The 11928-nt window shown below is 71.2% G+C and carries 10 protein-coding genes; 9 read left to right on the forward strand and 1 reads right to left on the reverse strand.

Annotated elements, in window-relative coordinates; translation table 11 throughout:
• The first annotated feature begins 8 nt into the window (after nt 1-8).
• Genes AC1Q9M_RS23590 through AC1Q9M_RS23620 form a run of 7 tightly spaced genes read left to right on the forward strand, consistent with a single transcriptional unit; the run spans nt 9 to nt 6017 of the window.
• Nucleotides 9-2027, forward strand: a complete 2019-nt coding sequence (locus AC1Q9M_RS23590) for an acetyl/propionyl/methylcrotonyl-CoA carboxylase subunit alpha (protein ID WP_492436039.1) — start codon at nt 9-11, stop codon at nt 2025-2027.
• Between the two features lie 35 nt (nt 2028-2062).
• Nucleotides 2063-2983 (forward strand): 2-hydroxyacid dehydrogenase, encoded by a 921-nt coding sequence (locus AC1Q9M_RS23595; RefSeq protein ID WP_382323010.1) that lies wholly within the window; start codon nt 2063-2065, stop codon nt 2981-2983.
• A gap of 18 nt (nt 2984-3001) precedes the next feature.
• Nucleotides 3002-3910, forward strand: coding sequence for a hydroxymethylglutaryl-CoA lyase (locus AC1Q9M_RS23600; protein ID WP_492436041.1), 909 nt, complete (start codon nt 3002-3004; stop codon nt 3908-3910).
• Between the two features lie 11 nt (nt 3911-3921).
• Nucleotides 3922-4563 (forward strand): LysE family transporter, encoded by a 642-nt coding sequence (locus tag AC1Q9M_RS23605; RefSeq protein WP_492436043.1) that lies wholly within the window; start codon nt 3922-3924, stop codon nt 4561-4563.
• Nucleotides 4564-4575: 12 nt separating this feature from the next.
• Nucleotides 4576-5085, forward strand: a complete 510-nt coding sequence (locus tag AC1Q9M_RS23610) for a YbaK/EbsC family protein (RefSeq protein ID WP_492436045.1) — start codon at nt 4576-4578, stop codon at nt 5083-5085.
• A 4-nt stretch (nt 5086-5089) separates the two neighbouring features.
• A complete protein-coding gene (locus tag AC1Q9M_RS23615; RefSeq protein ID WP_382323014.1) occupies nt 5090-5317 on the forward strand; it encodes a DUF1289 domain-containing protein in 228 nt (75 codons plus the stop codon).
• 22 nt (nt 5318-5339) lie between these two features.
• Complete coding sequence (locus tag AC1Q9M_RS23620) at nt 5340-6017, forward strand: 2-hydroxychromene-2-carboxylate isomerase (RefSeq protein ID WP_444688936.1); 678 nt, start codon at nt 5340-5342, stop codon at nt 6015-6017.
• A gap of 77 nt (nt 6018-6094) precedes the next feature.
• Here AC1Q9M_RS23620 and AC1Q9M_RS23625 read toward each other — a convergent pair whose 3' ends face one another.
• A complete protein-coding gene (locus tag AC1Q9M_RS23625; RefSeq protein WP_492436048.1) occupies nt 6095-7165 on the reverse strand; it encodes a substrate-binding domain-containing protein in 1071 nt (356 codons plus the stop codon).
• A gap of 68 nt (nt 7166-7233) precedes the next feature.
• Here AC1Q9M_RS23625 and AC1Q9M_RS23630 point away from each other — a divergent pair, with 68 nt between their 5' ends.
• Nucleotides 7234-9000, forward strand: coding sequence for an NADH-ubiquinone oxidoreductase-F iron-sulfur binding region domain-containing protein (locus AC1Q9M_RS23630; RefSeq protein WP_492436050.1), 1767 nt, complete (start codon nt 7234-7236; stop codon nt 8998-9000).
• Entirely contained in the window at nt 8997-11843 is a 2847-nt protein-coding gene (locus AC1Q9M_RS23635) for a molybdopterin-dependent oxidoreductase (RefSeq protein ID WP_492436052.1), read from the forward strand. The genes AC1Q9M_RS23630 and AC1Q9M_RS23635 overlap by 4 nt, the downstream gene beginning before the upstream one ends.
• The last annotated feature ends 85 nt before the right edge of the window (nt 11844-11928 follow it).

The following is an 11928-nucleotide window of genomic DNA, read 5'->3' on the forward strand; positions in this document are numbered from 1 at the left end:
GAAGTCCCATGTTCCACAAGATCCTGATTGCCAACCGGGGCGAGATCGCCTGCCGCGTCGCCGCCACCGCGCGCCGCCTGGGCGTGAAGACCGTCGCCGTCTACTCGGACGCCGACGCGCGCGCCAAGCACGTGGCCGCCTGCGACGAGTCGGTGCACATTGGCGGCTCCGCGCCCAAGGAAAGCTACCTGCAGTGGGAGCGCATCATCGCGGCGGCGCAGGCCACGGGCGCGCAGGCCATCCACCCGGGCTACGGTTTCCTGAGCGAGAACGAAGCCTTCGCCAACGCCTGCGTGAAGGCCGGCCTGGTCTTCATCGGCCCGCCGTCGTCGGCGATCGAGGCCATGGGCCTGAAGGCGGAGTCCAAGCGCCTGATGGAAAAGGCCGGCGTGCCGCTGGTGCCGGGCTACCACGGTGCCGACCAGGACCCGGCCCTGCTGCAGCGCGAAGCCGACCGCATCGGCTACCCCGCGCTCATCAAGGCCAGCGCGGGTGGCGGCGGCAAGGGCATGCGCGTGGTCGAGAAGAGCGAGGACTTCGCCGCCGCGCTCGCCAGCTGCCAGCGCGAGGCGCGCAACAGCTTCGGCAGCGACGCAGTGCTGATCGAAAAATACGTGCAGCGCCCGCGCCACATCGAGATCCAGGTGTTCGGCGACACGCAGGGCGACTGCGTCTACCTGTTCGAGCGCGACTGTTCGGTGCAGCGCCGCCACCAGAAGGTGCTGGAAGAAGCGCCGGCGCCCGGCATGACGCCCGAGCTGCGTGCCCAGATGGGCGCGGCCGCGGTGGCGGCGGCCAAGGCGGTGAACTACGTGGGCGCGGGCACGGTGGAGTTCATCGTCGAACAGCCCGAGGGTTATGCCCGCCCCGAGGCCATGCGCTTTTACTTCATGGAGATGAACACCCGCCTGCAGGTGGAGCACCCGGTGACCGAGGCCATCACCGGCCTGGACCTGGTGGAATGGCAGCTGCGCGTGGCCGGCGGCGAGCCCCTGCCGCTGAAGCAGGAAGACCTGCGCATCCACGGCCACGCGATCGAGGCGCGCATCTGCGCCGAAACGCCGGACAACAACTTCCTGCCCGCCACCGGCACGCTCACCGTCTACCGCAAGCCAGCCTGCACCAGCTTCGAGCGTGGCACGGTGCGGGTGGACGACGGCGTGCGCGAAGGCGACACCATCAGCCCGTTCTACGACTCCATGGTCGCCAAACTGATCGTGCACGGCGCCACGCGCGAAGAGGCCCTGTCGCGGCTGGACGCCGCGCTGGCCGAGACGCGCATCGTCGGCCTTTCGACCAACGTGCAGTTCCTGCGCCACGTGGTCACCAGCCGCGCGTTCGCCCAGGCCGAGCTGGACACCGCGCTGATCCCGCGCGAGGCCGCCGCGCTGTTCCACCAGGACAAGGTCGGCCTGCCGCTGGCCGTGGCCGCCGCCGTGGCGCAGACCCTGGTGGCCGAGCGCGCGGACGAAGGCGCCGACCCGTTCTCGCGCCGCGACGGCTGGCGCTCACACGGCATCACCGTGCGCCGCTTCGATTTCGAGTACCAGGGCGAAGCCCTGCTGGCCCACCTGAGCTACCTGCACGACGGCGCGCTGCAGCTCGCCGTGGGCGAGGTGAACGCCGTGCTGGACTTCGTGGCGCTGCCGGCCGACACCGGCACCCGCATGGACCTGCGCTTCAACGGCCAGCGCCAGACGGTGCAGACCTGGCAGGTGGACGAGAACGTGCATGTGTTCTGCGCCCTGGGCGCGACCCAGATCGTGGAGATCGATGCCCTGGCCCACGCGGGCGAAGCCGCCGCCGAAGGCGGGCGCCTCACCGCGCCCATGCCGGGCAAGGTGGTGTCGTTCGCGGTCAAGGCCGGCGACACGGTGACCAAGGGCCAGGCGCTGGCCGTGATGGAGGCGATGAAGATGGAGCACACCATCGCCGCGCCGGCCGACGGCACCGTGGCCGAGCTGCTCTACGCGCCCGGCGACCAGGTCAACGAGGGCGCCGAACTGCTCAAGCTCTCGGTGGGCTGACAGCGCCGCCGCGCGAGGCCGCGTAAGCTCGCCGCATGAACATCACTTTCTGCTGCGTCAACACCCGGGTCGGCCCCTGGCTGGCCGATCTGCGCCTGGCCCTGCCGCAGGCCAACGTCACCGAATGGCAACCCGGCGCGCCCCAGGCCGACCACGCCGTGGTCTGGGCGCCGCCGCAACAATTCATGGACGAACAGCCCGGCCTCAAGGGCCTGTTCAACATCGGCGCGGGCGTGGACGCGCTGCTCAAGCTCAAGCTGCCGCCCGCCGCCAAGGTGGTGCGGCTCGACGATGCCGGCATGTCGGTGCAGATGGCCGAGTACGTGTGCCACGCCGTGATCCGCCACTTCCGCGAGTTCGACGCCTACGAAGCCGACGTGGCGCAGGGCCGCTGGTCGTACCGCAAGCCGCGCCTGCGGGCCGATTTCCCCGTCGGCGTGATGGGTCTGGGGGTGTTGGGCGAGCGCGTGGCCCTGGCCCTGCGCCAGTTCGATTTCCCGGTGCACGGCTGGAGCCGCTCGCCCAAGGTCATCGACGGCGTGATCGGCCACGCGGGCCACGCGGCCTTCGACAGCTTCCTGGCGTCGTGCCGGGTGCTGGTCAACCTGCTGCCGCTCACGCCCGACACACGCGACATCCTCAACCGCGAGACGCTCTCGCGCCTGCGGCCCGAGGCCTACGTCATCAACGTCGCGCGCGGCGACCACCTGGTGGAAGACGACCTGCTCGCGCTGCTGGAGAGCGGCCACCTGGCCGGCGCCACGCTCGATGTGTTCCGCACCGAGCCGCTGCCCGCCCAGCATGGTTTCTGGAAACACCCGAAAATCACGGTCACGCCCCACACCTCGGCGCGCACGCTGCGCGAAGAAAGCATCGCCCAGATTGCCGGCAAGATCCTCGCGTTCGAACGCGGGGACCCGATCGCCGGCGTGGTCGATCCGGTGCGCGGGTACTGACCCCCTCGAAAGACCCCCATGAAACTGCCCTCCCGCGTCCAGCTCATCGACGTCGGCCCCCGCGACGGGCTGCAGAACGAGAAGCAGCCGGTGCCTGCGGCCGTCAAGGTCGAGCTGGTGCACCGCCTGCAGGCCGCCGGGCTGAAAGAGATCGAGGTCACCAGCTACGTGAGCCCCAAGTGGGTGCCGCAGATGGCCGACAACCACGAGGTCATGGGCGGCATCCGGCGCCAGGGCGGCGTCCGCTACTCGGTGCTCACGCCCAACCTCAAGGGCTACGAGGCTGCCGTGGCCGACAAGCCGGACGAGATCGTCGTGTTCGGCGCGGCCAGCGAGGCCTTCAGCCAGAAGAACATCAACTGCTCGATCGCCGAGAGCATCGAGCGCTTCGCGCCCGTGGTCGAGGCCGCGCGCGCGGCCGGCATCGCCGTGCGCGGCGCCATGAGCTGCACCGTGGGCTGTCCCTACGAAGGCGAGATTGCGCCCGAGCGCGTGGCCTACCTGGCCGGGCTCATGAAGGGCATCGGCGTGCAGCGCGTGGACGTGGCCGACACCATCGGCGTGGGCACGCCACGCAAGGTGCAGGCCGCGATGGAGGCCACGCTGAAGCACTACGGCATCGACGACGTCTCGGGCCACTTCCACGACACCTACGGCCAGGCGCTGTCCAACACCCTGGCCGCGCTGGAGATGGGGGTCTGGAACTTCCAGTCCTCCGTGTCCGGCCTGGGCGGCTGCCCCTACGCCAAGGGCGCCACCGGCAACGTGGCGACCGAAGACGTGGTCTACCTGCTGCACGGCATGGGCATCGCCACCGGCATCGACCTCGACGCGCTGGTGGATGCCGGCGTCTACATCAGCGAACAGCTCGGCCGGTCCACCGGCTCGCGCGTGGCCCGCGCATTGCTCGCCAAGCGCGCGGGCTGAAAGAAAGCAATATGGAACTGCAAGTCTGGATGGCGTATTTCGTGGCCTCGTGGGCCATCGCGCTCTCGCCCGGTTCGGGCGCGGTGCTGTCGATGACGCACGGCCTGGCCTATGGCGTGAAGAAAACCAGCACGACCATCGCGGGCCTGCAACTGGGGCTGGCGGTGATCCTGCTGGTGGCCGGTGTGGGCGTCGGCGCCTTGCTGCTGGCCTCGGCCACCGCCTTCACCGTGGTGAAGTTCGCGGGCGCGGGCTACCTGATCTGGCTCGGCTTCAACCAGTGGCGCGCCCGCGTGGGCGTGGTGCCCGAGGCGGACGGGGCGGCACCGGCCCAGGTGGCCGTGCCCTCGGCGCGCGAGCGCTTCGTCATGGGTTTCTTCACCAACGTGACCAACCCCAAGGGCATTGTGTTCATGGTGGCCGTGCTGCCGCAATTCATCGACCCCCAGCGCGGCCTCGGGTTGCAGTTGCTGATCCTGCTGGCCACCACGGTGGTGGTCGATCTGATCGTGATGCACGGCTACGCCTTCCTGGCCTCGCGCGCCCAGCGCTGGCTGGCCACGGCCCGCGCCCGGCGTGCGCAGAACCGCGTGTTCGGCGGCGTGCTCATGGCCATGGGCGCGAGCCTGCTGCTCGTCAAACGCGCCGCCTGAAGGACCGCAACCATGTGTGGAGCCGAATTGCAGGCCTTGCCTGAGACCGTGCAGCGCGTGGCGCGCGTGCTGCAGGACGCGGGCCATGCCCACGCCCCCGTGATGCTCGACGGCGCCGCGCGCACCGCGCAGCAGGCGGCCGACGCCCTCGGCGTGGCCCTGGGCCAGATCGCCAAGAGCATCATCTTTCGCCGCAAGAGTGACGACGCGGCCGTGCTGGTCATCACCTCGGGCGATCTGCGGGTGGACGAGAAGAAGGTGCAGGCCCTGGTCTGCGCCGATGGCGGCAAGCTCGGCCGGGCCGATGCCGACTTCGTCAAGGCGCGCACCGGGTTTTCCATCGGCGGTGTCTCACCGCTGGCGCACGCCGAAGCGCCCGTCACGCTGATCGACGCCCAGCTCTCGCGCTTCGACGAGATCTGGGCTGCGGCCGGCCACCCGCACGCCGTGTTCCGCCTCAGCCCCGTGGAACTCCAGTCGCTGACCGGCGCGCCGGTGCACGACGTCACCGTGGTGGCCTGACCCCATGAGCCTGGAGACCCCCACGATCACCCTGCAGGCCGCCCGCCGCCGCGCCGGTCTGCGCCCGGGCGTGCCTTCGCCGTGCATCTCGGTGTGCGAAATGGACGAGGCCCGCAGCCGCTGCAAGGGGTGCTTCCGCACGCTGGAAGAAATCGGTTTCTGGAGCCGTGCCAGCGATGCGGACAAGTTGGTGATCTGGCAGCAGATCGAAGCCCGGCAGCTGGCGCCTTGACGCCTTCGCACACGAGATCTTCATGACCGACATCCGCTTCTTCTACGACCCGATCTCGCCTTACGCCCATCTGGCGTTCGAACGCCTGCCCGAAGCCCTGATGGGCCACAGCGTGCAGGTGCGCTACCGGCCCGTGCTGTTCGCCGCGTTGCTCAAGGCGCACGGCCAGCTGGGCCCGGCCGAGATCCCGGCCAAGCGCGACTGGACCTACCGCCACGTGAGCTGGCTCGGGCACCACCACGGCGTGGCGCTCGACATGCCGGCCGCGCACCCGTTCAACCCGCTGCCCCTGCTGCGCCTGGGCCTGGCCTGCGCGACGGACGATGCGCCGGGCGAGACCAACCGCTACGTCACCGAGCTGCTGTTCCGCCATGTCTGGCGCGGTGGGCTCGACGCCGCCGACCCGGCGCGGCTGGCCGAGTTGCAGGCCCTGCTGCAGGACCACATGGCGCAGCGCGGCAAGCCGTGGAACGCGCCCGACAGCGAGGTGGTCAAGCAGCGCCTGCGCGCCAACACCGACGAGGCGCTCGCGCTCGGCCTGTTCGGTGTGCCGGCGATGGTGGTGGACGGCCGCGTGTTCTGGGGACAGGACGCCCTGCCCATGCTGCGCGCCTACCTGGACGGCGACAGCTGGTTCGAGACCCAGTGGGGCGCGGCGGCGCAGCGGCCCGAAGGCGTGCGCCGGTCTCAGACGGGCTAGCCGCCGGGCCGCTCCCAAGGCAGGCCCAGCCCCCTTTGGGGGGCAGCGACCCGCGCAGCGACGGAGCGTGGGGGCTCTTAAGTTTGAAAAGCAGCGGCCACGCCCATCACCTCGCCGGTGTGGGCGGCTTCATACCCTTTGAGCGCGGCCACGCGCGCGCGGAACGCCGGTGAGCGCAGCACCGTGAGCACCGGGCGCAGCTCGGCGCGGTCCAGCGCGTCGGCCGGCAGCGCGAAGAAGTAGCGCTCCTTCAGCAACGGAATGAAATGCAGGCCGAAGCGGTGCGCGGCGGTCTGCACACCGATGCCCACGTCGGCCATGCCGCTGGCCACGTAGGCGGCCACGGCGGCGTGGGTGAGCTCGGTGTTGTCGTAACCCGCCACCGCCTGCGGCGCGATGCCTTCGCGCTTGAGCAGCAGGTCGGTCAACACCCGCGTGCCCGAGCCCTCGGGCCGGTTGACGAAGCGCAGCCCGGGCCGCGCGAGATCGGCCAGGCCGCGCAGGCCCAGCGGGTTGCCCGCCGCCACGAACAGCCCCTGCGTGCGCACCGCCAGCTGCACCAGCAGGTGCTGGTCGGGCTTGAGCCAGGTCAGGTAGCGCTGGGCGGCGGCGGCCTCGAACTCGCCCAGCGGCACGTGAAAACCCGCCAGCTCGCAATCGCCCTGCGCGAGCGCGGCCACGGCCTCCAGGCTGCTGCGGTAACGCAGCTCCACCGGCACCTGGCGCGCCGCCAGCTGCTCGCGCAGCGCGGCCACCGCGAAGCCGTGGCTGGCGTGCAGGCGCGGCACGGCGCGCTGGCGGCGCTGCACGCGCCCGAGCTCGCCTTCGAGTTCCGAGGCCAGCGATTCGAGCAAGGGTTGCAGGCGCGCGCCGATGCGCGCATCGGCCCAGATGAGTTTTTCACCCAGCGGCGTGAGCGCCGAGCCGCGCCCGCGCCCGCGCACCAGCAGCGGCTGGCCGAACAGCTGCTCGGCCTGTTGCAGCAGGCCCCAGGCGTGGCGGTACGACAGGCCCAGCTCGCGCCCGGCCTGCGAGATGCTGCCCGAACCCTGCACGGCCGCGAGCAGGCCGAGCAAGGTGTTGGCGTCGAGCGCGAGGCCGTCTTCCTGGGCGATGCGCCATTGGGGTTGGAGGGTGATGCGCAGCATGGGGGGAAGCCCGACTTTATGAACTGCCAAACATATTAAAACAACCCATACGGTGCTACGCTGAAAAAATGACCAGAACGACGGCCCACGAGACCCCCGAGCGCCCCACCAGCACCGTGATTCCCATCCGCCCGATCGAGGCGATGGGGCGCGGCAAGGCGCGCCACACGCCCAAGGGGAGGCAGACCTCACCCGAAGCACGCGAGCGCGTGGCCGCGCTGTGCGATGGCCTGGCGCCGCGCGCCGACCTGCTGATCGAACACCTGCACCGCCTGCAGGATGCCGAGGGCGCGCTGCGCCACGGCCACCTGGCCGCGCTGGCCGAGCGCCTGCGGCTGAGCCAGGTCGAGGTGTTCGAGGTCGCGAGCTTCTACCACCACTTCGAGATCGTGGACGACGCCGCGCCCGTGCCACGGACCGTGGTGCGCGTGTGCACCAGCCTCTCGTGCGCCATGGCCGGCGGTGAGGAACTGCTGGCCGACCTGCAGACCGCGCTGGCGGGCGATGGCACGGTGCGCGCGCAGGCCGCGCCCTGCATCGGCCAGTGCCATGTGGCGCCCGCCGCCTGCGTGGGCCAGCGGCAACTGCCGCAAGCCAGCGTGGCAGGCGTGCAGGCCTTGCTCGCCAGCGGCGAGACGGGGCCGCGCCAGCTGCCCGAGCCAGCCGGCTCTGAATTCAAACAACTGCGAAGCCTGCTCGCAGGTGCGCTCAGCGCCGAACAGGTCCTGATCGAATTGAAAGCCTCCAACCTGCGTGGCCTGGGCGGCGCGGGCTTTCCGTCCTGGCGCAAGTGGGAGACGGTGCGCGCCCAGCCCGGCCCGCGCCACATGGTGGTCAACATTGACGAGGGTGAGGTCGGCACCTTCAAGGACTGGCAGGTGCTCAGCAGCGCCGAGGCCGGCGCGCCGCAGATGCTCGAAGGCCTGCTGATCGCCGCCCAGGTGGTGGGCATCTCGCACGCCTGGATCTACCTGCGCGACGAATACCACGACGTGCGCGAACTGCTCACGCGCGAACTCGCGCGGCTCGACGCCACCCTGCGCGCGCTGATCGAACAGCACCCCGGCTACACGCCCCCGCGCATCGAGCTGCGGCGCGGCGCGGGCGCCTACATCTGCGGCGAAGAGTCGGCGCTGATCGAATCGGTGGAAGGCAAGCGCGGCCTGCCGCGGCTCAAGCCGCCCATCGTGGCGATGCACGGCGTGTTCGGCCGGCCCACGCTGGCGCACAACCCCGAAACGCTGTGGTGGCTGCCGCTGATCCTGGCCAAGGGCGGCGCCTGGCTGGCCGGCGAGGGCCTGCGCGGGCGCACCGGCCTGCGGCGCTTCTCGGTCTCGGGCCGCGTCAACAAGCCGGGCGTGCACCTGGCGCCCGCCGGCATCACCTTGCGCGAGCTCGTCAACGAACACGCGGGCGGCATGGCCGAAGGCCACACGCTCTACGCCTACCTGCCGGGCGGGGCCTCGGGCGGCATCCTGCCGGCCTCGCTGGCCGACGTGCCGCTGGACTTCGACACCCTGGTTGACCACGGCAGCTTCATCGGCTCCATGGCCGTGGTGGTGATGAGCCAGCACGACACGGCGCGCGGCGCCGCGCTCAACCTCATGCAGTTCTTCGAGCACGAGTCCTGCGGCCAGTGCACACCCTGCCGCGCCGGCACCACGAAGGCGGTGCAGCTCATGCAGGCGCCGGTGTGGAACGCGCCGCTGCTCGGTGAGCTCTCGCAGGTGATGCGCGACGCCAGCATCTGCGGCCTGGGTCAGGCCGCGCCCAACCCGGTGGATAGCGTGCTGCGCTTCTTTGCCCATGAAGTGAACGCCGGAGGTGCGGCATGAAGACCGACGACCTGCCCCTGGACGCGACGCCGATCGCCTTCACCCTCAACGGCCGCGCGCTGGAAGCCGCGCCCGGCGAGAGCATCCTGAAAGCCGCGCAGCGCGCGGGCGTGGAGATTCCGCACCTGTGCCACAAGGACGGCCTGCGCAGCCCCGGCAACTGCCGCGCCTGCGTCGTCGACATCGAAGGCGAGCGCGTGCTCGCGCCCTCGTGCTGCCGCGCGCCCAGCGCCGGCATGGTGGTGCACAGCGACAACGCCCGCGCCAGCGCCGCGCAGAAGACGGTGCTGGAGCTGCTGCTGTCCGACGCGCCCGACACCGCCGCGCTCAAGTTCGACAGCGAGCTGGCGCACTGGGCCGAGGTGGCCGGCGCCTTGCCCGGGCGTTTCCCCGCGCGCGCCGCCGCCGCGCACGACCTGAGCCACCCGGCGATGGCCGTGAACCTCGATGCCTGCATTCAGTGCACGCGCTGCATCCGCGCCTGCCGCGAGACCCAGGGCAACGACGTGCTGGGCCTGGCCTTCCGGGGCGGCCACGCGCAGATCGTGTTCGACCAGAACGACCCCATGGGCGCCAGCACCTGCGTGGCCTGCGGCGAGTGCGTGCAGGCCTGCCCCACGGGCGCCATCGCGCCGGCCAATGGCGCCTTCGCCAAACCCTCGCAGCAGCAGGTCGACTCGGTCTGCCCTTTCTGCGGCGTCGGTTGCCAGCTCACCTACCACGTCAACGACGACCAGATCGAACACGTCGAAGGCATCGCCGGGCCGGCCAACGAAGGCCGCCTGTGCGTCAAGGGCCGCTTCGGTTTCGACTACGCGCACAGCCCCGAGCGCCTCACGCGCCCGCTGATCCGCCGCGCCGGCGTGCCCAAGGACCCGCACGGCGAGCTGCGCCGCCTCACGCCCGAGCAGGTGCGCGAGCGCTTCCGCGAAGCCAGCTGGGACGAGGCGCTGGACGCCGCCGCCGAAGGTTTCCGCCAGGCCCTGGCCGCCACACCGGCGCGCGGGCGCCAGGGCCCGGTGGCCGGCTTCGGTTCGGCCAAGGGCACGAACGAAGAGGCCTACCTGTTCCAGAAGCTGATCCGCACCGCGTTCGACACGCACAACGTGGACCACTGCACCCGCCTGTGCCACGCCTCCAGCGTGGCCGCGCTGATGGAAGGCCTGGGCTCGGCGGTGGTCACCAACCCGCTGCGCGACGTGCAGTTCGCCGACTTCGTGCTGCTGATCGGCGCCAACCCGGCGCAGAACCACCCCGTGGGCGCGACCTGGATCAAGAACGCGGTGAAGAAAAACGGCCTGAAGCTGGTGCTGGCCGACCCGCGCCGCACCGAGCTCGCGCGCCACAGCTGGAAGCACCTGGGCTTCAAGTCCGGCACCGACGTGGCCCTGCTCAACGCGCTGCTGCACACCATCGTGTTCGAAGGCCTCACCGACCCGGCTTACATCGAAGCCCACACGCTGGACTTCGCGCAGCTCAAGGCCCACCTGGTTGACTTCTCGCCCGAGGCGATGGCGCCGGTCTGCGGCATCGACGCGGCCACGCTGCGCGAGGTCGCGCGCGCCTACGCCACGGCGAAGAACTCCATGATCCTCTGGGGCATGGGCATCAGCCAGCACACGCACGGCACCGACAACGCGCGCTGCCTGATCGCGCTCGCGCTGGTCACCGGCCAGATCGGTCGGCCCGGCACCGGCCTGCACCCGTTGCGCGGCCAGAACAACGTGCAAGGCGCGAGCGACGCCGGGCTCATCCCCATGGTGCTGCCCGACTACCAGCGCGTGGCCGACGGCCCGGCGCGCGAGAAGGCCGAGCGCCTGTGGCACCTCGCGCCCGGCACGCTGCGCAGCGAACCCGGCCTCACGGTGGTGGAGATCGTCGACGCGGCCCACCGCAAGGAGATCCGCGCCATGCTGATCCAGGGCGAGAACCCGGCCATGAGCGACCCCGACGCGGCCCACGCGCGCGAGGCGCTCGCGGGGCTGGACCACCTGGTGGTGCAGGACATCTTCCTCACCGAGACCGCCAGCCTGGCCGACGTGGTGCTGCCCGCCACCGCCTGGCCCGAGAAGACCGGCAGCGTGACCAACACCGACCGCTGCGTGCAGCTCGGCCGCAAGGCCGTGCCCGCGCCGGGCGACGCGCGCGCCGACGCCTGGATCACCGAACAGCTCGCGCGCCGCCTCGGCCTGGGCTGGACCTACGGCGTCGCCGCCGACGGCAGCGGGACGGACGACGCCGCGCAGGGCATCGGCGCCGTGTTTGAGGAAATGCGCGCCCTCATGCCCAGCATCGCCGGCCTGTCGTGGTCGCGCCTGCGCCGCGAGGGCGCGGTCACCTACCCGGTGGCGGACGACGCCGACCCCGGCCAGCCGGTGGTGTTCACCGACGGCTTCCCCACGCCCAGCGGCCGCGCCTCGCTGGTGGGGGCGGTGCTCACGCCGCCGGCCGAGCAGCCCGACGCCGAATTCCCCATGGTGCTCATCACCGGCCGCCAGCTCGAACACTGGCACACCGGCAGCATGACGCGGCGCAGCGGCGTGCTCGACGCGCTCGAACCCAGCCCCGTGGTGAGCCTGCACCCCGAGACCGCCCGGCGGCTCGGGCTGTGGGCCGGCGCGCAAGCGCAGGTGCGCTCCCGGCGCGGCGAGGTGGCCCTGCCGGTGCGGATCGACGACGGCATGCCACGCGAGACCGCCTTCATTCCTTTCGCCTACGCCGAGGCCGCGGCCAACCTGCTCACCAACCCCGCCCTGGACCCGGTGGGCAAGATCGCGGAATTGAAGTACTGTGCGGTGGACGTGCGGCCCGTTGTGGCCGCGCGTGATCCGGCCCGGCATTGACCTGCCTCAACGCGGCAGATTGACGGGACTCCTACGATGAACCCTCCGCCCGACGGGTGGGGCGGTTCACATCTCATGCAAGGAG

It is taken from the genome of Hydrogenophaga sp. GW823-FHT04C09 (genome assembly GCF_058796355.1).

What these genes read in the sequence shown, in the direction of transcription:
- AC1Q9M_RS23590 (WP_492436039.1), top strand. Translation starts at nt 9, where the DNA reads ATGTTCCACAAGATCCTGATTGCCAACCGGGGCGAGATCGCCTGCCGC.
- AC1Q9M_RS23595 (WP_382323010.1), top strand. Translation starts at nt 2,063, where the DNA reads ATGAACATCACTTTCTGCTGCGTCAACACCCGGGTCGGCCCCTGGCTG.
- AC1Q9M_RS23600 (WP_492436041.1), top strand. Translation starts at nt 3,002, where the DNA reads ATGAAACTGCCCTCCCGCGTCCAGCTCATCGACGTCGGCCCCCGCGAC.
- AC1Q9M_RS23605 (WP_492436043.1), top strand. Translation starts at nt 3,922, where the DNA reads ATGGAACTGCAAGTCTGGATGGCGTATTTCGTGGCCTCGTGGGCCATC.
- AC1Q9M_RS23610 (WP_492436045.1), top strand. Translation starts at nt 4,576, where the DNA reads ATGTGTGGAGCCGAATTGCAGGCCTTGCCTGAGACCGTGCAGCGCGTG.
- AC1Q9M_RS23615 (WP_382323014.1), top strand. Translation starts at nt 5,090, where the DNA reads ATGAGCCTGGAGACCCCCACGATCACCCTGCAGGCCGCCCGCCGCCGC.
- AC1Q9M_RS23620 (WP_444688936.1), top strand. Translation starts at nt 5,340, where the DNA reads ATGACCGACATCCGCTTCTTCTACGACCCGATCTCGCCTTACGCCCAT.
- AC1Q9M_RS23625 (WP_492436048.1), bottom strand. Translation starts at nt 7,165, where the DNA reads ATGCTGCGCATCACCCTCCAACCCCAATGGCGCATCGCCCAGGAAGAC.
- AC1Q9M_RS23630 (WP_492436050.1), top strand. Translation starts at nt 7,234, where the DNA reads ATGACCAGAACGACGGCCCACGAGACCCCCGAGCGCCCCACCAGCACC.
- AC1Q9M_RS23635 (WP_492436052.1), top strand. Translation starts at nt 8,997, where the DNA reads ATGAAGACCGACGACCTGCCCCTGGACGCGACGCCGATCGCCTTCACC.